Origin of the sequence: Microbacterium testaceum StLB037 (genome assembly GCF_000202635.1) — a bacterium.
In the GTDB taxonomy this organism is placed as follows: domain Bacteria; phylum Actinomycetota; class Actinomycetes; order Actinomycetales; family Microbacteriaceae; genus Microbacterium; species Microbacterium testaceum_F.
Genome location: NC_015125.1, coordinates 22,093 through 45,599 on the forward strand (window position 1 = coordinate 22,093; position 23,507 = coordinate 45,599).

33 protein-coding genes are annotated in these 23,507 nt (G+C 70.1%); 14 read left to right on the forward strand and 19 right to left on the reverse strand.

What is annotated here, in order from left to right; all coding sequences use genetic code 11:
• Positions 1-6 precede the first annotated feature (6 nt).
• On the reverse strand, positions 7-969 hold the full coding sequence (locus tag MTES_RS00085) for a 3,4-dioxygenase subunit beta (protein WP_013583107.1): 963 nt from the start codon (positions 967-969) through the stop codon (positions 7-9).
• A gap of 153 nt (positions 970-1,122) precedes the next feature.
• Between MTES_RS00085 and MTES_RS00090 the strand changes: the two genes are divergently transcribed.
• From MTES_RS00090 to MTES_RS00100, 3 genes are read left to right on the forward strand one after another with little or no spacing between them, the layout of a single operon-like run.
• On the forward strand, positions 1,123-1,434 hold the full coding sequence (locus tag MTES_RS00090; protein WP_013583108.1) for a hypothetical protein: 312 nt from the start codon (positions 1,123-1,125) through the stop codon (positions 1,432-1,434).
• Positions 1,431-2,093 (forward strand): response regulator transcription factor, encoded by a 663-nt coding sequence (locus MTES_RS00095; RefSeq protein WP_043360801.1) that lies wholly within the window; start codon positions 1,431-1,433, stop codon positions 2,091-2,093. The genes MTES_RS00090 and MTES_RS00095 overlap by 4 nt, the downstream gene beginning before the upstream one ends.
• Positions 2,090-3,058, forward strand: coding sequence for a sensor histidine kinase (locus MTES_RS00100; protein ID WP_013583110.1), 969 nt, complete (start codon positions 2,090-2,092; stop codon positions 3,056-3,058). Before MTES_RS00095 ends, MTES_RS00100 begins: the two co-directional genes overlap by 4 nt.
• 10 nt (positions 3,059-3,068) lie before the next feature.
• Here MTES_RS00100 and MTES_RS00105 read toward each other — a convergent pair whose 3' ends face one another.
• The 6 genes from MTES_RS00105 to MTES_RS00130 form a co-directional block, all read right to left on the reverse strand.
• The gene (locus MTES_RS00105) at positions 3,069-3,860 is read right to left on the reverse strand and encodes an FAD:protein FMN transferase (RefSeq protein ID WP_013583111.1); all 792 of its coding nucleotides are present in this window, start codon (positions 3,858-3,860) and stop codon (positions 3,069-3,071) included.
• A complete protein-coding gene (locus MTES_RS00110; RefSeq protein WP_013583112.1) occupies positions 3,857-4,378 on the reverse strand; it encodes an FMN-binding protein in 522 nt (173 codons plus the stop codon). The genes MTES_RS00105 and MTES_RS00110 overlap by 4 nt, the downstream gene beginning before the upstream one ends.
• A 10-nt stretch (positions 4,379-4,388) precedes the next feature.
• On the reverse strand, positions 4,389-5,819 hold the full coding sequence (locus MTES_RS00115; RefSeq protein WP_013583113.1) for a ferric reductase-like transmembrane domain-containing protein: 1,431 nt from the start codon (positions 5,817-5,819) through the stop codon (positions 4,389-4,391).
• A gap of 153 nt (positions 5,820-5,972) precedes the next feature.
• Positions 5,973-6,347, reverse strand: coding sequence for a VOC family protein (locus tag MTES_RS00120; protein ID WP_013583114.1), 375 nt, complete (start codon positions 6,345-6,347; stop codon positions 5,973-5,975).
• 93 nt (positions 6,348-6,440) lie between these two features.
• Positions 6,441-7,136: a helix-turn-helix transcriptional regulator gene (locus MTES_RS00125; RefSeq protein ID WP_013583115.1), complete on the reverse strand. Its 696-nt coding sequence runs from the start codon at positions 7,134-7,136 to the stop codon at positions 6,441-6,443.
• 47 nt (positions 7,137-7,183) lie between these two features.
• Positions 7,184-8,011 carry an SDR family NAD(P)-dependent oxidoreductase gene (locus tag MTES_RS00130; protein WP_013583116.1) on the reverse strand — a complete coding sequence of 276 codons (828 nt, stop codon included), beginning with the start codon at positions 8,009-8,011 and terminating at the stop codon, positions 7,184-7,186.
• A 188-nt stretch (positions 8,012-8,199) separates the two neighbouring features.
• Between MTES_RS00130 and msrB the strand changes: the two genes are divergently transcribed.
• Complete coding sequence (gene msrB / locus MTES_RS00135; RefSeq protein ID WP_013583117.1) at positions 8,200-8,658, forward strand: peptide-methionine (R)-S-oxide reductase MsrB; 459 nt, start codon at positions 8,200-8,202, stop codon at positions 8,656-8,658.
• Positions 8,659-8,696: 38 nt separating this feature from the next.
• A complete protein-coding gene (gene msrA / locus MTES_RS00140; protein ID WP_013583118.1) occupies positions 8,697-9,251 on the forward strand; it encodes a peptide-methionine (S)-S-oxide reductase MsrA in 555 nt (184 codons plus the stop codon).
• Between the two features lie 43 nt (positions 9,252-9,294).
• Here the strand turns inward: msrA and MTES_RS00145 are convergent, their stop codons facing one another.
• Positions 9,295-9,693, reverse strand: a complete 399-nt coding sequence (locus MTES_RS00145; protein WP_013583119.1) for an arsenate reductase ArsC — start codon at positions 9,691-9,693, stop codon at positions 9,295-9,297.
• Between the two features lie 64 nt (positions 9,694-9,757).
• On the opposite strand from MTES_RS00145, the gene MTES_RS00150 reads away from it, so the two are divergent.
• Positions 9,758-10,993, forward strand: a complete 1,236-nt coding sequence (locus tag MTES_RS00150; protein ID WP_013583120.1) for an NAD(P)/FAD-dependent oxidoreductase — start codon at positions 9,758-9,760, stop codon at positions 10,991-10,993.
• On the opposite strand, the gene MTES_RS00155 is transcribed toward MTES_RS00150, so the two are convergent.
• The 4 genes from MTES_RS00155 to MTES_RS00170 all read right to left on the reverse strand — a co-directional run bounded on the left by MTES_RS00155 (position 10,946) and on the right by MTES_RS00170 (position 13,759).
• A complete protein-coding gene (locus tag MTES_RS00155) occupies positions 10,946-11,455 on the reverse strand; it encodes a hypothetical protein (protein WP_013583121.1) in 510 nt (169 codons plus the stop codon). The two genes, MTES_RS00150 and MTES_RS00155, sit on opposite strands and share 48 nt — an antisense overlap.
• A 116-nt stretch (positions 11,456-11,571) precedes the next feature.
• The gene (locus MTES_RS00160) at positions 11,572-12,072 is read right to left on the reverse strand and encodes a GNAT family N-acetyltransferase (RefSeq protein ID WP_013583122.1); all 501 of its coding nucleotides are present in this window, start codon (positions 12,070-12,072) and stop codon (positions 11,572-11,574) included.
• Positions 12,069-13,022: a dipeptidase gene (locus MTES_RS00165; RefSeq protein ID WP_013583123.1), complete on the reverse strand. Its 954-nt coding sequence runs from the start codon at positions 13,020-13,022 to the stop codon at positions 12,069-12,071. Before MTES_RS00165 ends, MTES_RS00160 begins: the two co-directional genes overlap by 4 nt.
• Entirely contained in the window at positions 13,022-13,759 is a 738-nt protein-coding gene (locus MTES_RS00170) for a sulfurtransferase (protein ID WP_013583124.1), read from the reverse strand. The genes MTES_RS00165 and MTES_RS00170 overlap by 1 nt, the downstream gene beginning before the upstream one ends.
• An 87-nt stretch (positions 13,760-13,846) precedes the next feature.
• Here MTES_RS00170 and MTES_RS00175 point away from each other — a divergent pair, with 87 nt between their 5' ends.
• The 3 genes from MTES_RS00175 to MTES_RS00185 are packed head-to-tail and all read left to right on the forward strand — an operon-like array spanning position 13,847 to position 16,025.
• Entirely contained in the window at positions 13,847-14,605 is a 759-nt protein-coding gene (locus tag MTES_RS00175) for a glycosyltransferase family 2 protein (protein ID WP_013583125.1), read from the forward strand.
• Positions 14,605-15,441 (forward strand): endonuclease/exonuclease/phosphatase family protein, encoded by an 837-nt coding sequence (locus MTES_RS00180; protein WP_013583126.1) that lies wholly within the window; start codon positions 14,605-14,607, stop codon positions 15,439-15,441. The genes MTES_RS00175 and MTES_RS00180 overlap by 1 nt, the downstream gene beginning before the upstream one ends.
• A gap of 8 nt (positions 15,442-15,449) precedes the next feature.
• On the forward strand, positions 15,450-16,025 hold the full coding sequence (locus tag MTES_RS00185) for a hypothetical protein (RefSeq protein ID WP_043361723.1): 576 nt from the start codon (positions 15,450-15,452) through the stop codon (positions 16,023-16,025).
• Positions 16,026-16,052: 27 nt separating this feature from the next.
• Here MTES_RS00185 and MTES_RS00190 read toward each other — a convergent pair whose 3' ends face one another.
• Complete coding sequence (locus MTES_RS00190) at positions 16,053-16,565, reverse strand: VanZ family protein (protein WP_013583128.1); 513 nt, start codon at positions 16,563-16,565, stop codon at positions 16,053-16,055.
• A complete protein-coding gene (locus MTES_RS00195; protein WP_043361724.1) occupies positions 16,562-16,846 on the reverse strand; it encodes a helix-turn-helix domain-containing protein in 285 nt (94 codons plus the stop codon). Before MTES_RS00195 ends, MTES_RS00190 begins: the two co-directional genes overlap by 4 nt.
• 81 nt (positions 16,847-16,927) lie before the next feature.
• On the opposite strand from MTES_RS00195, the gene map reads away from it, so the two are divergent.
• A complete protein-coding gene (map, locus tag MTES_RS00200; RefSeq protein WP_013583130.1) occupies positions 16,928-17,698 on the forward strand; it encodes a type I methionyl aminopeptidase in 771 nt (256 codons plus the stop codon).
• 61 nt (positions 17,699-17,759) lie between these two features.
• Here the strand turns inward: map and MTES_RS00205 are convergent, their stop codons facing one another.
• Complete coding sequence (locus tag MTES_RS00205; protein WP_013583131.1) at positions 17,760-19,289, reverse strand: catalase; 1,530 nt, start codon at positions 19,287-19,289, stop codon at positions 17,760-17,762.
• Between the two features lie 180 nt (positions 19,290-19,469).
• Between MTES_RS00205 and MTES_RS00210 the strand changes: the two genes are divergently transcribed.
• Entirely contained in the window at positions 19,470-19,685 is a 216-nt protein-coding gene (locus MTES_RS00210) for a DUF2945 domain-containing protein (protein ID WP_013583132.1), read from the forward strand.
• Between the two features lie 156 nt (positions 19,686-19,841).
• On the opposite strand, the gene MTES_RS00215 is transcribed toward MTES_RS00210, so the two are convergent.
• Together MTES_RS00215 and MTES_RS20015 are read right to left on the reverse strand one after the other, a co-directional pair.
• Entirely contained in the window at positions 19,842-21,278 is a 1,437-nt protein-coding gene (locus tag MTES_RS00215; RefSeq protein ID WP_013583133.1) for a cryptochrome/photolyase family protein, read from the reverse strand.
• 34 nt (positions 21,279-21,312) lie between these two features.
• Positions 21,313-21,582, reverse strand: a complete 270-nt coding sequence (locus MTES_RS20015; protein ID WP_013583134.1) for a DUF2256 domain-containing protein — start codon at positions 21,580-21,582, stop codon at positions 21,313-21,315.
• On the opposite strand from MTES_RS20015, the gene MTES_RS19940 reads away from it, so the two are divergent.
• A complete protein-coding gene (locus tag MTES_RS19940) occupies positions 21,581-21,709 on the forward strand; it encodes a hypothetical protein (RefSeq protein ID WP_013583135.1) in 129 nt (42 codons plus the stop codon). The two genes, MTES_RS20015 and MTES_RS19940, sit on opposite strands and share 2 nt — an antisense overlap.
• 54 nt (positions 21,710-21,763) lie before the next feature.
• Here the strand turns inward: MTES_RS19940 and MTES_RS00220 are convergent, their stop codons facing one another.
• Both MTES_RS00220 and MTES_RS00225 read right to left on the reverse strand, forming a co-directional pair.
• Positions 21,764-22,255 (reverse strand): pyridoxamine 5'-phosphate oxidase family protein, encoded by a 492-nt coding sequence (locus MTES_RS00220; RefSeq protein ID WP_013583136.1) that lies wholly within the window; start codon positions 22,253-22,255, stop codon positions 21,764-21,766.
• Positions 22,256-22,307: 52 nt separating this feature from the next.
• Positions 22,308-22,658, reverse strand: a complete 351-nt coding sequence (locus tag MTES_RS00225) for a hypothetical protein (RefSeq protein ID WP_013583137.1) — start codon at positions 22,656-22,658, stop codon at positions 22,308-22,310.
• Between the two features lie 229 nt (positions 22,659-22,887).
• Between MTES_RS00225 and MTES_RS19145 the strand changes: the two genes are divergently transcribed.
• Both MTES_RS19145 and MTES_RS00230 read left to right on the forward strand, forming a co-directional pair.
• Positions 22,888-23,172 (forward strand): hypothetical protein, encoded by a 285-nt coding sequence (locus tag MTES_RS19145; RefSeq protein ID WP_013583138.1) that lies wholly within the window; start codon positions 22,888-22,890, stop codon positions 23,170-23,172.
• Between the two features lie 16 nt (positions 23,173-23,188).
• Positions 23,189-23,392, forward strand: a complete 204-nt coding sequence (locus MTES_RS00230) for a cold-shock protein (RefSeq protein WP_013583139.1) — start codon at positions 23,189-23,191, stop codon at positions 23,390-23,392.
• The last annotated feature ends 115 nt before the right edge of the window (positions 23,393-23,507 follow it).

Sequence of the window (23,507 nt, forward strand, 5' to 3'; positions counted from 1 at the left end):
TTCGGTTCAGCGCCCGCCCGGAGCGGCGCCCGCGGTCGGGGTGGTGGCGGTGTCGACGCGGACGCCGAGCGAGACGGTGTAGCCGGACGCGTTGTCGCCGGAGGTGGTGGCGAGCTGGAGCGCTCCCCCGTCGTCGCCGAAGACGTTGTCGCTGTCGAGCGAGACGCGCGTGAGGTTGGACGCCGAGGAGGGGTACAGGCTCGTGTCCGCGTAGACGACGTCGCACGTCTCTTTCGGCAGGGCGACCTGCGAGGTCGCGATCGCGTTGGAGGCGTCGGTGATGGCATCCACGCTCGGGTACACCTCGAAGTGGATGTGCGGCCACCGGCCGTCGTAGCAGCCGGGGAAGATCGAGGTGAACGACACCACGCCGTCGTCGCCGACGACCTGGACGCCGCGGAGGTACGTCTCGTTCTCGATGCCGGAGGAGTACATCGAGTAGTTCCCCTCGGTGTCGCAGTGCCAGACGTACACGGCGGCCCCGGTCATGGGCGTGTCGCCGTTCGCGGTGTCGAAGATCGTGAGGTTCAGGGTCATCGGGGTTCCCGCCGCTGTCGCGCCGCCGTCGAGGCTCGAGCGCAGATCGCTGCGGACGATTCCGGACTGCTCCAGGACGTCGGCGCCGTTGGATCCGTCTCCCGGGTAGGGGCCGGCGGTCTCGTCGGGGATCTCGCCGGCGGGCAGCGCGGCGGCCGAGGTCGTCGCCGAAGCGGTGGGGGTCGCCGACGCGGTCGCGGTCGGCGTGGCGGTCGTGGCGGTGGTCGTCCCGGTCGCGGCCGGGGTGCACGCGACCAGGGTGACGGCGCCGGCACCGAGGGCGACCAGCCCCAGGATCCCGCGGCGCGACACGAGTGTGCGGATGTCGAACGGCGCGCCCTGGTCGACGACGGGTTCGTCGGCCCGGTCGAGCAACCGCCCCTCGTATGCGGGACCTTCGGGGGTCATCTGGGTGTCGGGGATCCTGCTCATGGTCGCCTCCGGAGTCGGGGATGGTGTCGATGCACGACTCTGCGGGACTGACCCTCACCGGGACTTGACCGATCCTGTGCCCCAGCTATGCGACCTCGAACACGGGTCCCGCGGGCGATCCCCGTGTGAGGATGAGGAGACGGGAGGTACACCATGTCGGACACGCTGCACGCGGTCACGCTCGTCGTGGACATGCCCATCACCAAACTCGACGCCCTCGACGTCATCGCCTTCGCCGCCGACGGCGGCGTCGAGGACGCGGGCACCTCCCGCCCCCGGGTCTGGCTCGCGCCGCACGCCTGGGCCGAAGTCGAGATCCCGAAGTTCGCCGATCCCCCACCCTTCGCGATCGACGTCTACTCCGACGTGTCGAGGGAGGTCGCGTGGGCGCAGGCACGGCGGCTGCACGACGCCCTCGAGAGACTGGGCTGGGAAGTCGAACCGCCCCGGGCGGGTGCCCGGTGACCTTTCCTCGGTTGCTCTACGTCGAGGACGACGCCGAGATCGCGGCAATGACCCTCGAAGTCCTGCGCGAGACCTACGAGGTGGTCCATGAGACGGACGGCACGACCGGCCGCGATCAGGCGCTCCGCGGCCGGTTCGACGTCATCCTGCTCGACCGACGGCTCCCCGGCCGCGACGGCGCCGAGATCGTGCGCGACCTGCGCGCCGCGCACATGACGACCCCGGTGTTGATGCTGACGGCGCTCGGCGCCGTCTCCGACCGTGTGGAGGGTCTTGACGCCGGGGCCAACGACTACCTGCTGAAGCCGTTCGACTTCGACGAGCTCCTCGCGCGACTACGCGCGCTGTTGCGAGGATTCCGCGCCGAGGGTCGTCGCCGCGCCGTCGCCGACTGGACCTACCTTCCCGACACAGGCGTCGTCTATGGGCCCGGCGGCGCACGGGTCGCCCTCACCGCAACGGAGAACGCGGTGCTCGACCTGTTGTCGCGCAGCCCTGATCATGTCTTCTCGCGCGAGGAGATCGCGGGCGCGGTGTTCTCGTCACCGGAAGCGGTCACCACCGTCGACACCTATGTGCACTACGTGCGCCGCAAGACCGCAACCGATGTCATCGAAACGGTCCGCAGCCGCGGCTACCGGGCAGGAGCGGAGCAGTGAGCGTCGACGACGACCGTCGTATCGTCCACCGCTCGGCCGTGCGGGTGGGCACCCTGGTGGCGGGTGCCTCGGCCGTCGCGATCGCCGTCGGCGTCGGCATCCTGGTGTCCGTCCTCCTGACGCAGGCGCGCACCGAGGGCGGTGGGCACAGACCCTCACCCGGCGGGGTGGCCGGCGACCGGTTCGTGGTCGATCTCGACGACGTGCTGCCCTGGGTGCTCGCCCTCGGTGTCGCCGGCGTCGTCGTGCTCGGCGTGGTGGCGTGGGCCGCGGCCCGCTGGTCGGTCCGGCCCCTCGACGAGGCGCTGCGACGGCAGCGAGCGTTCGTCTCCGACGCCAGCCACGAGCTGCGCACACCTCTCACCGCACTGACGAGCCGTATCCAGATCGTCCAGCGACGCCAGAGCCGCGGCGAGGCGATCGACGAACCGCTCGAGCAGCTGCGCCGCGATGCGCAGGTCATGGACGACGTGCTGGCCGACATGCTGCTCACCGCCGAAGGAAGCGCGCACGCGGGTGCGGCCCGCGTCGACGAGAGCGTGCCGGCGGCCGTGTCCACGCTGGCCTCTCTCGCGACCGACGCGGGCGTCTCCCTGCGCGTCGGCGAGCTTCCCGACGTCACGGTCGCCGTCCCCGCGGTCACGGTGGTGCGCATGTGCACGGCGCTGCTCGACAACGCGATCGGTCACACTCCCGCGGGGTCCGCGGTGACGATCTCGGCCGTGGCCGAGTCGCACGACGTGGTGATCCGCGTCGCGGACACCGGCTCCGGCATCCGCGACGACGATCTCCCGCGCATCTTCAACCGCTTCGCGCGCGGGGCCGAGTCGGGCCGGCGCCGCGGCTTCGGCCTGGGCCTGTCCCTCGTTCGCGAGGCGGCGACACGCTACGGCGGACGCGTCGAGGTCGAGCGCACGTCCGCCGCCGGAACCGTCTTCGCGCTGCACCTCCCCCGAGCACGCTGAGGGGGTGGGCTCAGCCGACCACCGTGTCGCGGAAGGCCGAGACCTCGATGCCGCCCGCGAACCGGCGGCTGCGACCGTGCTCCCATACGATTCCGGATGCCACCGGCGCCACCGGAAGCCACTCGAGGTCGTCGATCCCGGCGATGGCCGCCACCGTCGCCCACGCGTCGGCCGTGGTGAGGTCGTCGGCGATGACCGTCGCGCTCACGGGACCGGCGAGGTGCACGCCCGTGCGGGGATCGATCAGGTGCGCCCCGCGCTCGGCGGTGCCCGAGGTGGCGACGGCTCCGTCGACGACCTCGACCGTGGCCAGCAGCTCCCCCTCGTGCGTGGGGTGCGCGATGCCGACACGCCAGACGTGCGAACTGGTCGCGGCGGTGCGCAGGCGCATGTCACCGCCGACATTGACGCCGACCGCCTCGATCCCGCCGTTCTCGAGCAAGGCGTCGAAGGCCTGCGCCGCGGCATCCGTCGACCATCCCTTGACGTAGCCGGTGGGATCGAACCATCCACGCCAGTGCGCGTCGAAGCGACCCCCGCTGCGCTCGCGCAGGTCGCGGCACCGTTCCGCCACCTCGGCCACCCGCGGGTCGATCGCACCGAGCTCGAGTTCCTCGTCACGGAGCCGGGAGATGTCGGAGTCGTCTCGGTAGGTCGAGAACACGCGCTCGTCGTCGCGCAAGCGTTGTATGCACGCAGAGACCGCGGCACCGACGTCGCCGTCGCGCCGCGCGGCGCCGAGGACAGTGATCGAGGCCACGGTGCCCATGACGGGGGCGGTGACGGTGAAGGCGGCACTCATCCGCGGGCCTGGTCGAGGGCGGACTGCAGCGAGGTGCGGTACCCGGTACTGGTGTAGGTGGCACCCGAAACCATGTCGACCTGGGCGCTCTGGGCCTGCACGGTCTCCTTCACCAGGACGGGGAGCGCCCGGGAGTTGATCTGCTGGTCACGCCCGCTTTCGGAGGGGTACCGCGGCACCTGCACGTCGGTGATCACTCCCTGCGACACGGTGATCTGCACCTGCACCGCCCCGTAGCGCGTGTTCACCGCTTGCCCCGTGTACGTGCCGTCGGTGAGGCCGCTCGACGAGGTCTGCATGGTCGAGCCGCTCGAGCTCGAGCCGCTCGTCGTCGAGCCGGAGGAGGCGGATGCCGAGGGGCTCGGCGTGGTCGTCGTGGTCTTCGGAGCCGTCGCGACACCCGACGAAGGGGCGTCGGCGAGAGCGCTCGTCGACTCGGGAACCGTCGAGGTGCGGTAGCTGAACAGCAGCACGAGGCCGGTGACGGTCGCCATGAGGGCGTAGACGATCTTCTTCATCGGGGTCTCCTCAGACGGTGAAGGCTTCGAGGTGGACGCGCTCCGCGAGGACGCCCGCACGGCGCAGGTCGGCGCGCACGGCATCCATCCACGGCTGGGGCCCGCACAGGAACACGTCGGTGTCGGCGGGTCGCGGCGAGACGTAACGGATGAGGTCGGCCCCGGCCCACTGCGCGTGCGAGCTCGGCAACCACGAGGAGGCGGTGTGCGCCCGCGGTCCCGGAAGCGGCGCATGCCGCAGACCACGCTCCCGCACGAGGCGGTCGATGGCCTCGGCGCGCAGGGCGTCACCGGCGGTGTGGTCGCGCACGATGAGCGTCGCCTCGCCCGGTGCCCAGTCGGCTCCTTCGAGCATCGCGAGCAGCGGCGCGACGCCCGCACCGGCGCCGATCATGAGCAGGTGACCGCCGCGGCGTTCGTCGGCGGTCATCGTTCCGTACGGCCCCTCGATGAGCACCCGCGTGCCGGGGCGGAGCGCGGCGAGCCGCTGTGTGCCGTCGCCGACGAAACGGGCCGAGATGACGAGCTCCCCGCCGGCCGGGTCAGTGGAGAGAGAGAAAGGGTGTCCGCGCGTCCAGCCCGCGCCGTCGAGGAAGCGCCAGACGAAGAACTGACCGCCGCGGGCCTTCAGGGCGTCGATCCGGCGCCCGGTCATGCGCACCGAGACACCGCTCCGACCGTCGCGCTCGACAGCGCTGACCCGGATGCCGTGGCGCAGCGACCTCGCCAGCGGAAGCCCGAGGCGGAAGACGACGACCGTCGCCGCGGTCACTGCCCACATCGCCCACCAGTAGACGGTGGCGGCGGGCGAGACGGTAAAGTCGGCGCCCGTCCACAGCATGTGCGGAATGGCGAGGCCGAGGCCGAGGTAGCCGTACAGGTGCAGCAGGTGCCACGACTCGTACCGCAGACGCGTGCGCGCCTTGCGCACCGAGGTGACCACGACCAGCAGCAGCAGTCCGGTCCCCGCGGTCGCCAGCAGCATGCCCGGGTAGTCCCACACGAACTGCCACGCCTGCTCGAGGGGGTTGATGCCCGCCTGCACCGCGTACCCCAGAATCTGCAGGGTGATGTGCGCCGTGAAGAGCGCGAACGACCAGAAGCCGACGATGCGGTGCATGCGGGTGATGCCGTCGCGACCGAAGCCGCGCTCGAACAGCGGCACGCGCGCCATGAGCAGCACCTGGTAGAAGAGCAGGTTCGCGGATGCCAGGCCCGCGGCGCGACCGAGAGCGTTGAGCGAGTCCGCTCCCCCGGCCAGCAGCGACTGCACCTCGCCGCCCGCGACCCACACGGCCACGACGACGAGGCTCGTCGCCCAGATGACGACGATCGCCGCGAGGTTCCAGATGGCCCGGGAGTTCGGCGTGCGCCGCGGGACACGGCGAGCGCCGCGCACGGCGGCGGCGGGCGGGGCGGCGAGGGCGGGTGCTGCGGTCATGCGCTCAGCGTGCGGGAGGACTCCCCAGACGGCTCCAAGAATGCCGACGAGCGGGCTGATACATAGGGAACGCCTAGCTTCGGGCTTGCCCAAGGGGACATGTCGGCTTCGCGCTTCGGACCCGCGCGCGGCCGGGGGGACGCGCGCCTCGCGCTACCTCACGCCAGGAGTTCTGAAGAGATTCACGACGTTGCCGTCGGGGTCGCGGATCAGAGCCGACCGATTTCCCCACGGCATCGTGGTCGGTTCGAGGACGATGTCCTCACCCTCGAGCGGGAGTGCGGCGAACGCGGCATCGACGTCGTCGACCTCGAACTCGATGAACACGGATCGGTTGGCGGCGGGGACGAGAGCCCCGTCGAGCATTGCGACCGTGGCGGTGCTCGCGATCGCGAGCTTCGCCCCCGGGCCGCTGAACTGCGCGAAGACGGCAGCGGGGCGCTCTGCCTGCTGGCCGGTGACCCGTTCGTAGAAGGCGACGAGAGCGTCGAGGTCGTCGGTGACGATACGGAGGGAGGCGAACGGCATGGGATTCCTTCGGATGAGGTGACGAGTTGAACGCCTCAGCCTCACCGATGGTCGCGACACCGTCCTGTCGGTCTTTCCTGAAGTCCGTCGAGATCAGTCCTCGACCACCGACCGCAAACGCCCGTAGAGGATCCCGAGGTCCGCGGCCCGGACGGCTCGTTGCGCGGGGCGCTCCTCGGTCACCTCGATCGACAGCATCCGGTCTCCCCGGAACGCGCGCACCCCGTCACGCAGCCGACACCAGGCGATGAGATACCACTGCCTCTCCTTTCTGATGGACCCCAACGGTTCGACATCGCGAAAGGACTCGGCTCCGTTCGCGTCCTGGTAGCGGAGACGCACGACCCGGTCGGCGCGCAAGGCCGCGGCGAACTCGGGCGGCACGACGACTTCGTCCTCGCTCTCCAGGAAGTGGACGCGCGAAGCCGAGGCTCTCGCGCGGGCCGCGTCGCCGTCCGGCATGACCGCGAGAATCTTGCGGGCCGCCGTCCGCGCGGACTGTCGAAAAGGACTGCGCCCGAGGGTGCCGAGCCCGATCAGCACCGCCAGCGCCTCGTCGAGCGTGAACCCCGCCGGCCCCAGCGTCGCGGACGCGTCGATGACGTACCCACCGGTGCGGCCGGGTTCCGCCCAGATCGGCACGCCCGACTCTTGGAGAGCCGAAAGGTCGCGCTCGATGGTGCGGACCGACACCTCAAACCGCTCCGCGAGACGGCGGGCGCTGCGGGGCCGCGGCGAGGCGGCCCGCAGTTCCTCCACCAGCCCGTAGAGCCGATCCGTGCGATTCACGTCCCCATCATCCGCCACGTCACACGTGCCGTGAGGACGGGAGCCGATCAGTCGTCGAGATCCACCAGTACGGCGCTGCGCTCCCACAGCTGCCGGGCGATCATCGGATCGTCGGCCAGCCGGCTCGTGCGAGCGGGCTTGTTGTTGGCGTAGAAGCCGCCGGGCTCCCAGTCGATGCCGGGCTTGCCGAGGGCGAGCCACGTCAGGCGCGCGCCGCCCACCGCGGTCGAGGTCATGAGGCTCTTCGCCAACGGGCCGCCGTAGAGGAACTTCCACGGACCGCCGCTGGACGCGCCGAAATTGGAGGCGATCACCCCGGGGTGGAACGCCGCAGCCGACAGGCCGAACTCGCCGAACCGACGGTGGAGTTCCTTGGTGAACAGCACGTTGGCGAGCTTCCCATTGCCGTACGCAGCGGTCGACGAGTACCGCCTCTCGCCCTGCAGATCGTTGATGTCGAAGCGCGGGAAGAGCTTCGCGGCGGCGCTCGAGGTCTGGATGACGGACGCCTGCGACTGGAGCAGCCGCTCGAGAAGCAGATTGGTGAGCAGGAAGGGCGCGAGGTGGTTGACCTGGAAGGTCGTCTCGTAGCCGTCCTTCGTCAGGGTGCGCTCGCCGAAGACGCCGCCGGCGTTGTTGGCGAGGACGTCGATACGCGGGTACCTCTCGAGGAGGGATGCCGCGAGCTCCCGCACCTGCGCCAGGTCGCTGAAGTCCGCGACGAACGAGTCGACGCCGAGGGAGCGGGCGACCCGAGCGGTCTTCTCCGGGTTCCGACCGACGACGACGACCTCCTCGCCGACCTGCACGAGCTGCTTCGCGGACGCGGCGCCGATGCCGTCGCTGGCGCCGGTGATGACGATGGTGCGGGTCATGCGAACCTCCTGGTCGATGTGCGCCACGCTAACGCGGGCACCGAGGAGAACCGCGGGGCTTGCCCTCGGCATCCGCACCTCCCCGGAACTCACAGCCCGCTCCCAGCCCCGCGGGACCAAATCAGCGGGGCGCGACGTTCTTACCCATGTCGCCCGCTCCAGAGCGACACGACGAGAGGATACGAACCGTGAGCACGGAGTACCGGAAGACGTCGGAGGCGCTGAGCCGCCTCACCGACCACCAGTTCGCCGTCACGCAGGACGACGCCACCGAACCGCCGTTCCGCAACGAGTACTGGGACAACCACGAGGACGGCATCTACGTCGATGTCGTGTCAGGACAGCCGCTGTTCTCCTCGACCGACAAGTTCGAGAGCGGTTCGGGCTGGCCGAGCTTCACGAAGCCCATCGACGACGCAGCCGTCGTGGAGAAGACCGACCGGAGCCTCTGGATGACGCGCACGGAGGTGCGCTCGGCCGGGGCCGATAGCCACCTCGGTCATCTGTTCGACGACGGCCCGCACGATGCCGGCGGGCTGAGATACTGCATGAACTCGGCTGCCCTCCGCTTCGTGCCCGTCGCCGAACTCGAGGAACAGGGCTACGGCGCCTACCTCTCGCTGTTCCCGGAGAGCCGAGCCTCATGAACCTCTTTCCGTTCCGCAACCGCAAAAGGAGCACCACCATGACCAGCGGACCCACTGACACCGGCGAGATCACCCGCCGCCCCGGCACCGAGACCGCCGTCCTCGCCGGCGGCTGCTTCTGGGGCGTCGAAGACCTCATCCGTCGCCAGCCCGGCGTGCTCGACACGCGCGTCGGCTACACCGGCGGGCAGAACGACCACGCGACCTACCGCAACCACCCCGGTCACGCGGAGGCCGTCGAGATCGTCTTCGACCCCATGCAGACGTCGTACCGCGACATCCTCGCGTTCTTCTTCCAGATCCACGACCCGTCGACCCTGAACCGTCAGGGCAACGACGTCGGCACGAGCTACCGCTCGGCGATCTTCCCGCTCTCGCCCGAGCAGGAGAAGGTCGCGCGTGACACGATCGCCGACGTCGACGCGTCGGGCATCTGGCCCGCGAAGGCCGTCACCACGATCGAGCCCGAGGCGCCCTTCTGGGAGGCCGAGCCCGAGCACCAGGACTACCTGGTCCGCATCCCGAACGGGTACACGTGCCACTTCGTGCGCCCCGGCTGGGTGCTGCCGAAGCGCGAGGAAGCCTCCGCGTAAGGCGTTTCGAAGGGCCCGGATGCCATGGCATCCGGGCCCTTTCTCAGGTCAAGAGATCGTCGAGCAGACGCTGCACACGCGCCTTGATGTCGTCTCGGATGGCGCGAACCTCCTCGATCCCCTTCCCCGCGGGGTCGATCAGCTCCCAGTCCTCGTAGCGCTTGCCGGGGAAGATCGGGCACGCGTCGCCGCAGCCCATCGTGATGACCGCATCGGACGCGCGGACGTCGTCGGTGAGCAGGAGCTGCGGCACTTCGGCGGTGATGTCGATGCCCTCCTCCGCCATCGCGGCCACCGCCACGGGGTTGAGTGCCGAGCCCGGAGCGCTGCCTCCGGACAGCACGGTGACGCGCCCGCCACCGAGCGCCCGCGCGTACCCGGCGGCCATCTGCGAGCGGCCGGCGTTGTGGACGCAGACGAAAAGGATCGTGACGGATGCCATGTCTCCATCCTGGCCGACCGGCAACCCCCGCGTTTCCCGGGGAGGCGCTGCTTAGGCTCGCCGGATGAGCGAATACGACGTCATCGTGGTCGGCGCGGGGCTGGCGGGACTGCGCTGCGCGACGCGGCTGGCGGAAGCCGGCCGGGATGTGGTCGTGCTCGAGGCGGGCGACGACGTCGGCGGACGGGAGCGGACGGACATCGTCGACGGCTTCCGGCTCGATCGGGGCTTCCACGTGCTGAACCCGGCGTACCCCGCCGTCCGGCGCGGGGTCGACATCGAGGCGCTCGCGCTGCGGCGCTTCCCCGTCGCGGTCGGCGTCCGTTTGGAGGATCGGCTCGCTCGGCTGGCGCATCCCGCGCGGCATCCGTCCTCGCTGCTCGAGACACTGCGCTCCGGTCTCGTCCGGCCCGCCGACCTCGCCGCGCTCGCACGGTGGGCAGGCCCCACCCTCGTTTCGGCGCGGGCCGCCAAAACGGGCATCGACCGCCCCCTCGGGGAGGCGTGGGACCGCGCGGGACTCCGCGGCCCCCTGCGCGAGAGCGTGCTCGAGCCCTTCTTGGCCGGGGTCCTCGCCGATGACCGACAGCGCACGTCGGACGCGTTCGTCCGCCTGCTGATCCGCAGCTTCGCGTTCGGGCGGCCGGGGGTCCCCGCCGCGGGGATCGGAGCGCTTCCCGCGCAGCTCGCGGATACCGCCCGCCGCGCTGGGGCCGGTATCCGCCTTGGTCATCGGGTTGTCTCGACACGGCGCCGGGCGTCCGGCTGGCACGTCGGTATCGAGGGACGGGATGCCGTCACCGCCCGCACCGTCGTGATCGCCGCCGGTCTCGACCCGGCGATGGATGTCGAGCTCCCGCGCACGCGCGGCTTGCAGACGTGGTGGTTCGCCGCCGATTCCGCGCCGAGCGACGATGCCGCGCTCCGCGTCGACGGCCGCCGCCGCGGGCCGATCGTCAACACCGCCGTCATGACGAACACCGCCCCGACCTACGCCCCGCGGGGGCAGCACCTCGTTCAGGCGACCTGCGTGATGCCCTCCATGGCGACGGAGGAGGGCATCCGGAGCCAGCTCGCCGAGATCTGGGATGCCGATACCCGGCCGTGGCGGCTCCTCCGGCGTGACGACATCGCTCGCGCGCTGCCCGCGCAGGATCCGCCCCTGCGGCTGCGCCGATCCGTCCGGCTCGACGACGGTCGCTTCGTCGCGGGAGACCACCGCGACACCGCGTCGATCCAAGGGGCACTGGTGTCAGGCGAGCGCGCGGCCGAGGCCGTCCTCGCCGACGCGGCCGGCTGAGATCGCGGAGCGCAGCTCTTCCGCGCGGGACGTCTGGAGGATCCGGAGCGACCCGTCCTCCAGGGTGAGACGCACGGCGGGGCCGGCCGACCACAGCGCGAGGCGGCGACGCCCGACGATCCGCCAGCCGATGCCGCCCGCCATCGCCGGATCGACCTGGCAGACGCGCACCTCGGCGACTCGTCCCCGCGGGAGGTGCATCACGCGGAAAGGCACGAGACGTACGTCGACGTGAGTGTCGTCCACGGTGACGGTGATCCGTCGAGCGAGCCCCATGGCCCCCGCCCCGACGACAGCGACGAGTCCGACGCCACACACCACGAGAGTGCCGATCCCGACCCGGTCGATTCGCGTGATCAGCACGGGCAGGGCGATGACGGCAAGAACCGCGACGAACGCCAGAGTGAGTGCACCCGCGATCGCGAGCCACCGCGGCCCGACGAGCGTCTCGTGGAAGCGCACGGACGGACTCCTTCCCCCAGGGTCGTGAACACGGATGTTTCGACGGTACCCGCCCATCCGCCCGGTTTTGCCGTTCGGGGGCCCGTGATCGCCCTGAGGCTACGGTTCCCGAGGGATCAGCGCGCCCGGGCGGCGAGCGCCGTCAGCGCTTCTCCCGTCACGCGCCGGGTGGTCCACTCGTCCATCGCCTCCGCGCCCAGCGCACGGTAGAACCCGATCGCGGGTTCGTTCCAGTCGAGGACGGTCCACTCCAGGCGCGAGTACTGCTTCTCGACGCACTCGGCGGCCAGCGCGGCCAGCAGAGCGACCCCGTACCCGTGCGAGCGGAACTGCTCGTGCACGTAGAGGTCCTCGAGCCAGATACCGTGGCGCCCGGTCCACGTGGAGTAGGTGAGGAACCAGATCGCGATGGCGCGGATCTCCCCCTCCCGCTCCACGACGAACGCGAAAGCGCGCGGGTCGTCGCCGAACAACGTCGCGGCGATCATCTCGGCCGTGTTGTCCACGGCATCCGGCTCGTTCTCGTAGTCGGCCAACGCCTGAATGCACGCGAGGACGCCCTCTTCGTCGCCCGCGCGGGCGGGACGCAACACGGCGCCGTCTCGGAGATCGGTCATGTCAGGGGCTCCCAGCTCTCGGCCGCCACGCGGCGGAAGTTGCCGCCGAGCACGGCGGCGGTGTCGGTGTCGGCCCATCCTCGCGCGGAGAGCGCGGAACCCAGACCGACGAAGGTCTCGGGCGGCATCCATTCCATGGGTCCCCACCGGGTGTAGCTCTCGTCGTACAGCGCGGGCGATTCGGCGATGGTGTCACGGAACGTCGGCCAGTCGAATGAGAAGTCCGTGCTGACACCGACGTGCCGGATGCCGACGACCCCGACCGCGTACTCGATGTGGCGCACCATCGCGTCGAGGGTGGGCGTATTGGGGCCGAGGAAGATGCCGACACCGGTGATGCCGATCACTCCCCCCGTCTCGGCCGCGGCGCGCGCCTGATCGTCGGTGATGTTGCGCGGGTGGTCCCACACCGCGCGCATGTTCGAGTGACTGAACACGACCGGTCGAGTGGAGATCGCGCACATGTCGAACGTCGTGCGCGCGCCGACGTGCGAGCCGTCCGGCACCATTCCGCGCCGGTTCATCTCCGCCACGAGGTCGCGTCCCCACGGGGTGAGGCCGTCGTCGACCGGGTCTAGGCAGCCGCCGCCCGCACGGTTGGCGTGGTTGTACGTGGGGCCGAGCGTGCGCACGCCCTGCGCGACGAGGGGGCCGACGGCATCCAGGTTCCCACCCAGCGGTGCGCAGTCCTCGAGGTCGAACGCGACGGCGGTGTCGCCCCGGGCCGCGATGCGGTCGATGTCGGCGACCGTGGCGGCGAGCTCGAGTCCGTCGATCGCGTCCACCTGCGCGCGGAAGGAGCGCAGGAGGGATGCCGTGAGCTCGGGCGCGTGGGGTGCGTAGCCGACGTTCAGCGAGACGTAGCCTCCCCCGGCCCCGCGGTACCGCCGCAGTTCGGCGATGTCAGCGGTCTCGACGAGTTCGACGCAGGCGTGCTGATCCCAGAGCATCAGGCGCCCGCTCGCGGCGCGAGCCCCGCATCCAGAGCCTCACGCTCGTCGAAGACGAAGCAGTCGCCGTCCCAGTGCGCGTCGCCGTGGGCGGCGAACCAGCCGAGGATCCCGCCGTCGAGCTGGTACGCGTCGAGACCCTCGTCCCGCAGATACAGCGCCGCCTTCTCGCAGCGGATGCCACCCGTGCAGAAGCTGACCACCGTCTTGCCGGCGAGCTCGTCGCGGTGGGAGCTGGCGGCATCCGGGAACTGGGTGAATCTCTCGATACGCCAGTCCTTCGCTCCGGAGAAGGTTCCGTAGTCGACCTCGAAGGCGTTGCGGGTGTCGACGAGCACGACCTCGCGTCCGGCGTCGTCGGTGCCGCGGTCGAGCCAGCGCCGCAGGGTGTCGGGGCTCACGGCGGGCGCACGACCGTCCTGCGGACGCACCTCGGGACGGTCCATGCGGATGATCTCGCGCTTCACCTTCACCAGGAGCTTGCCGAGCGGGACGGCGTCCGACCAGCTGTCCTTCGTCTCGAGGGCGGCGAACCGCTCGTCGGTGCGGAGCTCATCGAGGAACGCTCGCACGGGGTCGGCGGGCCCGGCGAGGAAGAGGTTGATCCCCTCCTCGGCGAGCAGGATCGTTCCGCGCAGCTCCGCCTCGACCGCTCGCTCACGAAGCGCGTCGCGGACCGCCGCGGGATCGTCGATACGCGTGAAGAGGTACGCCGAGACGTTGAGGACGGATGCCATGTCTCCAGGGTACGAAAGCGTCAAGCCTCCGACCGCCGCCGAGGCCATCGCCTAGCGTGGAGGATTCCTCGTCGTCTGGAGTTCGTCGTGCCCGCAGGACCCCTCGTGTCGGTCGTCATCCCGGTGCTGGACGACGGACCGCACCTGTGGAGGTGCTTACGCGCTCTGGCGGCGCAGACGCTCATCGCGGATGAGATCGTCGTCGTCGACAACGACTCGACCGATGACAGCGCCGACATCGCCCGGGCCGCGGGAGCGCGCGTGGTGTTCTGCGGCGAGCGCGGCATCCCCGCCGCGACCGCCACCGGTTACGACGCCGCACGGGGAGAGCTCATCCTGCGTCTCGACGCCGACAGCCTGCCGGCCCCCACCTGGATCGCGACGATGGTCGAAGCTCTCGCCGATCCGGACGTGGATGCCGTCACCGGAGGCGCGGTCTTCCACGACGGTCCGAGGTCTCAGCGCGTGACGATGGCGCGGGCGTTCCTCGGCACGTACAACGCGTTCGCGTTCCCCGCTCTCGGACACACGCCGCTGTGGGGGTCGAATATGGCGTTCCGCCGCGCGGCGTGGGACGCCGTGCGACACGAGGTGCACCTCGACCCGGAGGTGCACGACGATCTCGACCTCGCCTATCACCTGGGTCTCCGGCATCGCATCCGCCGAGTCCCGGGTCGGCACATGCGGGTCTCCTCGCGCACGGTGGAACCGCGCCGTTTCGTCCGCTGCTTCCGTCGCGGGGCGGGGACGGTCTTCGCGCACTGGCCCCGAGACATCCCGCCGGTGCGGTGGGCGCGGCTGGCCCGCGCTCGACGTCGAGCGGCAGGAACGGGGGCTGCGCGCTGATGGCCGGCATCCTGTTCCCGGACGTCGCCGCGCCCGACCTGCACGTGATGAGCTTCAACATCCGCCGGCGCTTCGACCGGATGACCTGGCCGCCGGCCGATCGGTGGCCGATGCGCAAGCAGCGCCTGCGGACCTTCCTGAGCGCGAACCGTCCGCACCTCCTCGGCTCCCAGGAGGCGATGCCCGATCAGGCGCTCTGGGTGCAGCAGTCCCTCGGGTCCGCGTACGGGCGCATCGGGCTCGGGCGCGGGAAGAATCGCGACGGCGAGGGCACACCTCTCTTCTACGACCGCGACCGCATCGAGGTCGAGGAGTGGGAGCAGGTCATGCTGTCGGATACCCCCGACGTCCCGGGCTCGACGGGCTGGGGCAACACCATCCCCCGCGTCGCGGTCATCGCGCAGCTGCGCGATCGCGCAACCGACGCGCGCTTCACCTTCGTCAACACGCACTTCGATGCCTTCTCCCGGCGCGCACGTCGGCGATCGGCGTCGTGGCTGCACGATCTCGTCGCCGCGCGCGAACGGCCGCTGCTGTTCACCGCCGACGTCAACGCGCACGTGCGCTCCGCGGAACTGGCAGGGATGTTCGCCGACGGTCTGCTCGTCGACACGTGGGCGTACGCACCGGCGCGGCGGACGGCGGAGTGGGGCACGTTCAACAACTACGCGAGCCCCCGGGTCGGCGCGCGGCGCATCGACGCACTGCTCGCGACCCCCGACGTCGGCGTGCGTGCCGTGGGCATCGACCCGCGCCCCACGGGCACGCAGTGGCCGAGCGACCACTTGCCGGTGCAGGCGGTCGTCCGCATCCATCCCGGAAGCGACGCGCGATGATCCGGGCCATGTACGCCAATCTGAAGCGTCCCCCGCGCAGCGTGACGGACTGGCTGGCCGATGTCGTGCGGGCCGTCGCGATCGTCGTCGTCATCGTGTCCCTGTTCACGCTGCCGTTCACCGATTTCGCGGTGCTGTCGATGTCACTGCCCGCCGTCATGCTGTCGCGCATGATCGGTCTGCGCTCGGGTCTCGACCTCGTCACGTGCGTGACGGTGTTCGTGGCCGCGGGCAGCAACGTCATCGATCTGTACCGCGCGTGGACGGGGTGGGACCTCCTGGTCCACCTCGCGTGCACCGGCGTCCTCGCCGCCGTCGCGCTCGTCCTGCTCGATGACGCGCGCGTTGTCGAACCCACCGGACACCGTCGCACGCCCATCGTCGTCGCGACGATCGCGGGCCTCGCGCTCAGCGCCGTGTGGGAGATGGTGGAGTGGTTCGGTTACCGCTTCATCACGGATGCCATCTTCGTGACCTACGACGACACGATCGGCGACATGATGGCCGGCGGCGCCGGCGCCTTGATCGCGGGAGTGCTGGCATCGCGGTGGCGCCTGACGCGCGCGGACCGCGCGAAGCTGTAGACCCGCGGGCCGCCTGCCGAACTCCGCTCAGACGTGGGCCGCGGAGACCGACTCACCGCGGCAACTCCGACGGCGCTCGACCCACAGGATCGCCAGCGCGGCGAGCCCACCCACCGCGGCGCCGACGGTGTTCATGAGCCAGTCGTCGGTGTCGCAGCGGCGACCGAGGGCGGGAACCAGCGCCTGGACCGTCTCGACGGCGGCGGACAGCGCGGAAACGGCGCCGATCACGAGCACCGGCCGACGGGTCGCGACCCCCAGGAACAGGGCGAGCGGCAGCATCATGGCCACGTTGGCGAGAGTGTCGATCCCCTGCAGGGGAACCGAGAACTGCACCGTACATCCCCCGTCCGACGGCTCGCCGTCGGGAAGGAGCGTGAGACCGGCCACCGCGAGGAGCGCCAGGCCCGACAGGACGAAGAGGGCGACGCGCAGCCGCAGTCGATGAAGAATCCACGCCGTCGCCGCCACCGCCGCGCATCCCGCCCAGAACAGCAGCGGCACCCAGCGCGAGATCTCGACGAGGATGGTCGAGATCACGCTGCGCCGCGCTCGGCCCCAGCGGCGTTCTCCGCACCCCCCGCGTTCCACTGCGCCGCGAGGTCGTCGAGAGACAGTCCCAGCGCGCCGGCCACGGCGGCGACGGTCGCGAACGACGGCGTGACCAATCGCCCGGTCTCGATCTTGCGCAGTGTCTCGGGCGAGACGGCGGCGGAGGCGGCCACGTCCGCGATGGATCGCGCGCCGCGCGCGTTCCGCAGGAGCACACCCAGGCGCTTACCCCGTGCGACGACCTCTGACGTGTGCGGCAGACGAACCATCATGGCTTCATCGTATCGGTATTGTTAGACCGGTATTGTTAGACCGGTCGAGTGGATTCCGCGTCAGCGAAAGAGAGCACCATGATCGAGATCCTGAACGCGACGCAGCTCGCGCACGCGCGAACAACCGGCGCCATCGTGGGTGAGACGTTGGCCGAGCTCCGGCGACGAGCCACCGTCGGCGTCAACCTGCTCGAGATCGACGAGTGGGCGCGCGAACTGATCGCGGATGCGGGAGCGCGATCCTGCTACGTCGATTACGCGCCCGCCTTCGGCAACGGTCCGTTCGGACACCACATCTGCACCGCCGTGAACGATGCCGTGCTCCACGGCCTCCCCCGCGACTACGCGCTCCGATCGGGCGACCTGCTCACCCTCGACCTCGCCGTGTCGAAGAACGGGATCGCCGCCGATGCGGCGGTGAGTTTCGTCGTCGGACCGGATCGCCCCGCCGGTAGCGCCGCGCTGATCCAGGTCACGGAAGATGCCCTCGCCGCCGCCATCGACGTGGCGCGACCGGGTAACCGGATCGGCGACATCTCCCACGCCATCGGACGCGTGCTCGCCGGGGCGGGCTACACGGTCAACACCGAGTTCGGCGGACACGGGATCGGCTCGACCATGCACGGCGACCCGCACGTTCCCAACGACGGCCGGCCGGGGCGCGGCTTCCGTCTGCGTCCCGGATTGCTCCTGGCTCTGGAGCCGTGGGTGATGGATGACACGGACGTCCTCGTCACGGACGCCGACGGGTGGACGCTGCGCAGCGCGACGGGGTGCCGCACGGCGCACTCCGAGCACACCATCGCGATCACCGACGGCCCCGCGGAGATCCTCACCCTCCCGCGGTGACCCGTGAGAGCGCCGCGAGATCGGGGGCACCGACGGCACCCCCGACCCCACGGGGCCACGGTCAGATATTTCCCGCCACGTCCGTCCCCACGAGGTCGCCGTCGGGGTTCGGCTCGCTGAGCTGCTCGCCGGGCGCGGTCGAGCTCTCGAGCGGGGGAAGCGCCGCCTCGAGGCGCGAGCCGATCTCGGCATCCACGTTCTTCCAGTACTGCACGGCACGGTCGCGCACGTCCTTGCGCGTCACCCCGCCGACGTGCCCGGTGATCGTTTCGACGAGACGGTCGCGCGCCTCGGCCGACATCACCTCGCGCACGAGCGTTCCGGCCTGGCCCCAGTCGTCGTCCTCGGGGTGCAGGGTCGCCGCCGAGCGCACGAGCTCGCCGTCGCTCTGCCACCCGCCGTCGCCCGCGCGGCGCGGATCGGCCGCGGGGCCCCCGGCGGAGTTCGGCGCGTACACGGGCACCTCGGGCGGGTTGTACTCGTAGCGCATCGCACCCTCCTTCGAGTACGAGTGCACCTCGGTGTGCGGGCGGTTGACCGGCAGCTGCTGGTAGTTCGTGCCCACGCGGTAGCGGTGCGCGTCGGCGTAACTGAAGATGCGAGCCTGCAGCATCTTGTCGGGACTGCCGTCGATGCCCGGCACGAAGTTCGACGGCTCGAACGCCGCCTGCTCGATCTCGGCGAAGTAGTTGCCCGGGTTGCGGTTCAACTCCATCGTGCCGACCTCGATCTCGGGGTAGTCGCTGTGCGGCCACACCTTCGTCAGGTCGAACGGGTTGAAGCGGTAGGTCTTGGCATCCTCGTACGGCATGATCTGCACCTTGAGCGTCCAGGTGGGGAACTCGTTCCGCTCGATCGCGGCGTACAGGTCGCGGATGTGGAAGTCGGCGTCCTGCCCGGCGATCTGGTCGGCCTCGTCCTGCGTGAGGGTCTTGTGACCGAGGTCGGTGTGGAAGTGGTACTTCACCCAGAACCGCTCGCCCTCGGCGTTGATCCACTGGTAGGTGTGCGAGCCGTACCCGTTCATGTGGCGCCAGGAGGCCGGGATGCCACGGTCGCCCATGAGCCACGTGACCTGGTGCGCGCTCTCGGGCGAGAGCGTCCAGAAGTCCCACTGCATCGTGTTGTCGCGCAGGTGGCTGCCGGGGAGGCGCTTCTGCGAGCGGATGAAGTCGGGGAACTTGATGCCGTCCTTCACGAAGAAGACGGGGGTGTTGTTGCCGACGAGGTCGTAGTTGCCCTCTGTCGTGTAGAACTTCAGCGAGAATCCGCGCGGGTCGCGCCACGTGTCGGGGCTGCCCTGTTCGCCCGCCACGGAGGAGAAGCGCGCGAGCATCTCGGTCTCGACGCCGGGCTGGAACAGCGCCGCCCGCGTGTACGCCGACACATCGCCGGTGGTGCGGAACGTGCCGAACGCCCCACCGCCCTTGGCGTGCACCACGCGCTCGGGCACACGCTCGCGGTTGAACTGCGCGAGCTTCTCGATCAGATAGTGGTCGGTGAGCGCGATCGAGCCGTCGGCCCCGACGCTCTGGGAATGCTCGTCGCTGGCGACGGGCGCTCCGCCGTTCGTGGTGGTCGGCTCGGTCATGGCTCTCCTCACGTCGTGGGCCGCGAAATGAAAGGCCCCCCTCGACGCTACGCAGGGGGTCCGACATCGCGGAGGCATTGCGGATCGATCGCCGACCACGTAGGCCCTCGGGTGTGTCAATCCCCCGATGCGCCCCGCACCGCCTCGACAGCATGGCGGGACCGACGAGAGGAACGGAACATGTCGAAAGATCTGTCGAAGGGCGACCGCGTCAGCTGGGACACCCCGCAGGGGCGGACCCAGGGCGAGGTCGTGGAGAAGAAGACGAAGGACTTCCAGCACGACGGCCAGAAGTTCACGGCATCCGACGACGAACCGGCCTACATCGTGAAGTCGGAGAAGTCCGGGTCGACGGCGGCGCACAAGGGCTCGGCGTTGAACAAGCTCAAGAGCTGAGTCCGCGGACGCTTCGACAGGCTCAGCGACCGCTCACGCAGAGGTCCCTGAGCCTGTCGAAGGGACCGGCACCACGATGCCCGGTGGCTTCGACAAGCTCAGCCACCTCCGCGCAAGGTCCCTGAGCCTGTCGAAGGGACCGGACCCCCGCGCGCACTACCCCCGCGCCTCGCGCCGCTTCCTCATCTGCGCCAACGCGAGACCCAGCCGGTGATTGCCCGCCAGCACATCCTCGTGACGCTCGAGGAACTCCCAGTACGCGTCGGTGAACACCGAGTCCTTGGCATCCTGAGCAGAGGGCCACCACGAGCCCATCTTCTGCAGGTACGCCCCGCCCGAGACGTACGGCTTGGTCGCCACGAACCCGCCGTCGGCGAACTGGCTCATGCCCATGACGTTGGGCACCATGACCCAGTCATACGCGTCGACGAACAGCGCGAGGAACCACGCGTTCACCTGCCGCGGCGCGTAGCCCTGCAGCAGGAACCAGTTGCCGAGCACCATGAGCCGCTCGATGTGGTGCGCATAACCCCAGCGGTGCACGCGCTCGAGGACTGTGCGCACCGGGATCGGCAGGTCGCTCGGCATCCGTTCTCCCGAGTACCAGTACTTCTCGATGCGCTTTTCGAGGTGCAACGCGTTGACGTGCTCGAGCTTCGGGTGCGCCCGGTACATCCCGCGCATGTACTCCCGCCACCCGATCACCTGCCGGACGAACCCCTCGACGGATGCCAGGGGCGCATCAGTCCGCGTGGCGGCGGCGACCACTTCCTCGACCGTGAGCAGGCCGATGTTCAGCATCGGCGAGATGATCGCGTGGAAGAGGAAGGGCTCGTCGGCCTTCATCGCGTCCTCGTAGCGGCCGAAGTCGTGCAAGCGCTCGGCGACGAACGTATCGAGCCAGTCGCGGGACTCCTCCGGGGTGACCGGCAGCCAGAACTCCTCCGCCGCTCCGGGGTGCTCGGGGAAGAGCTCATCAACCTCCGCGATGACCGCGCGGGTGATCTCGTCGGGCTCGATCTGAGGCAGGGGCGGGATGTCCACGCCCTTCTTCGGAAGGGCCTTGCGGTTGTCGGCGTCGAAGTTCCAGCGACGCCCGGCGGGCTTTCCGCCGTCCATCAGGATGCCGGTACGCCGCCGCTGCCAGTGGTAGAAGTCCTCCATGAGCGGCGTCGGGTGCTCGGCGAACCAGCCGTCGACGTCCTCTTCGGGCGTGAGGAAGAGACCGTCCGGGAGGACCTCGGTCTCGACGTCGTGCGCCTGGCAGATGCGAGCGATCCGCTCGTCGACGGGCCGGTTCGGGTCGCTCATCCACGTCAGCTCGGTGACCCGGTGCGCCTTCAGCAGACGTTCGAGCCCCGCCTTGAAGGTGAGGTCATCGTCCAGCGTGATCCGCCGGACGGTCCGCCCTTCACCCTCGAGGCGGGCTGCTGTATGCCGCATCGCCGAGATCAGCAGCACGATCTTGTGCCGGTGATACGGGAGCTTGCGGAACCGCGGCGCCGACTCGATGAAGAAGAACTCCTCGATGTCGTCGTCGTAGGCGGGGTGCTCGGCGAACTGCTGCGTCGCGAGGATCAGCGCGGCCTTCATGCACCGCGCCCCTCTCGCTCGTCCGCGACGACGCTCATGCGCGCCTCCTCTGCTTCGCCGCGTTCGCGCGGCACCCGCGCGAGCAGTAGAGCACCTGGTCCCACTGGTCGCGCCCGCTCCAGCGCTTGCGATCGGTGAACGGGCGTCCGCAGTAAGCGCAAGGCTTGGCGCGCACCTCGGGTCGTGACATGTCGTCATGGTCGCAAAACGCCGCATCGAGTCGCGGGGGCTTGCGCTGACACAGTCGCGGAGTCCGCGCAAGGCCCGCGCGCGCCCGCCGCGGTTCGTGATCGGGTGCCCCCATGGACACGACACCGGATCGCACGAACGACACCGCCGACGAGCCCGACGAGCTCGAGACCGCCGACGCGCCGCGAATTCCCGACACCACGGACGACGACGCACCCGTCGACAACCCCTCCGGGGGCTGACGCGAACGAAGGGCCCCGCGTGCGGGGCCCTTCGTCCTTCCGGTCGGTCAGACCTCAGTCGGTGAGGTCGAACTTCTCGTTCTCCCCGCCCTTCGGGCGTTCACCGGTCACCTTCGACGTCACCAGGGCGATCGCCGTGGCGAGGCGGCCGCCGGCGCTGCCCCAGTACTCCCCGGTCAGCGCGGAAACCTTCATCAGCGTGACTCCGGGGGACTCGGGGCCGTCGGGGAACCACGCCTCGACGGTCGTCGACCACAGCTCCTTGAGCTTCGCGAGGTCATCGACGACCTCGGCCTCGCCGGCGAGCGAGAGCCACGTACTGTCGGAGCTGAAAGACAGGCCGACCTTCGGGTCCCGCCGCACGTGCTCGACGGCGGAGGCGTGCGTGCCGACGATGAACCACAGGTCGCCGTCGGACTCGTTCTCCTGGACCGTCAACGGATGGGCGTGCAGCGCACCGTCCTCGGCTCGCGTGGTGACCATCGCGAAGCGGAACTTCTTCAGCAGCTCGTTGAGCGTGTCCAGCTCGGTGTCGGTGGATGACATGGCACTCCCTCTGTTCGTGGACCCCCAGCCCAGCGGGTCGATCCGACCCGCGCTATGTGTTGACGTCGGAGCCGTCGTCTGCTCTCGGCGGGGCGAGGCGGTCGAGCTCCTCCACGGCCTCCCTCGCCCGCCGGGTGCGGTCGGCGACGTCCTCTTCCCACCACCGCGGTCCGCGCTCACCGAGCCCGGCCTTGGCGAGTCCGACGCGACGCCGGGCGTCGGCGGTCCCGTCGGCGTCGCCCGCCCGCTTCGTCGTCCGCACCGCGGAGCGGGCCCGTCCGAGGTGGGACCTCAACCGGGCGGCGAGATCATGCGGCAGCGCCGGATCGGTGCGACGCCACCGGCGACCGTCGATCACCAGCCACCGCTCGGCGTCGGCGGAGTCGTCTGTTCCGGATGCCATGGCCCCAGTCCACCCCGGAAAGGAGGCCCCGAGAATCTCCCCGGCGCTCCGCAGGCATCCGTGCTACCGTGGGAGCATCAATTCCGGGATTTGCTTCATGGACGCCCGCCTCATCGATGAGATGTCGGGCGCACGGCACCGAGCCGTTCACCATCGGAATCCCCCTGTATCTCGTCGCACGGCACGCTCGATGACCTCCGTCATCGCCTGCCTCCCGCGGAAAGTCTCTGTGTCTTCGCTTTACCCTTCGCCACTTTCGTGGCGCCAGGCCGATCTCGACGTCTACGTCGCGACGGCCGGATCCGACTATGCCGGTTTCGTCGGCGCGGCCACCTCGGGCTATGAAGCCCAAGGTCCGCTCGGCGAGAACCTCGGCATCCACACGTCCGTCGGGGCGGCTCAGGCCGCCGTCGACGGGCACCGCGTACGCGGCACCACTTCGGTGCTGCGGCGTCCCCGTCCGCTCCGCGTTCGTCGGAACGGCGCCCACGGTCGCTTATGCGGCCCAACATGAATAAAGGAAGAACACGATGGCCACTGGCACCGTGAAATGGTTCAACTCCGAAAAGGGCTACGGCTTCATCGCTCCCGATGACGGCTCCGCCGACCTGTTCGCGCACTTCAGCGCGATCCAGGGCAACGGCTTCAAGGAGCTGACGGAAGCGCAGAAGGTCGAATTCGACGCCGAGCAGGGCCCCAAGGGCATGCAGGCGGCGAACATCCGCCCCCTCTAAGCTCCGCTTCACCCCGAAAGCCGGGTCTGCCGCATGCGCGGCGGCCCGGCTTTCGTCGTCCTCTCGGCGTGAACGCCGCGAGTCCGGCAGATGTGCATTCCCGGTGAGGTTCCTG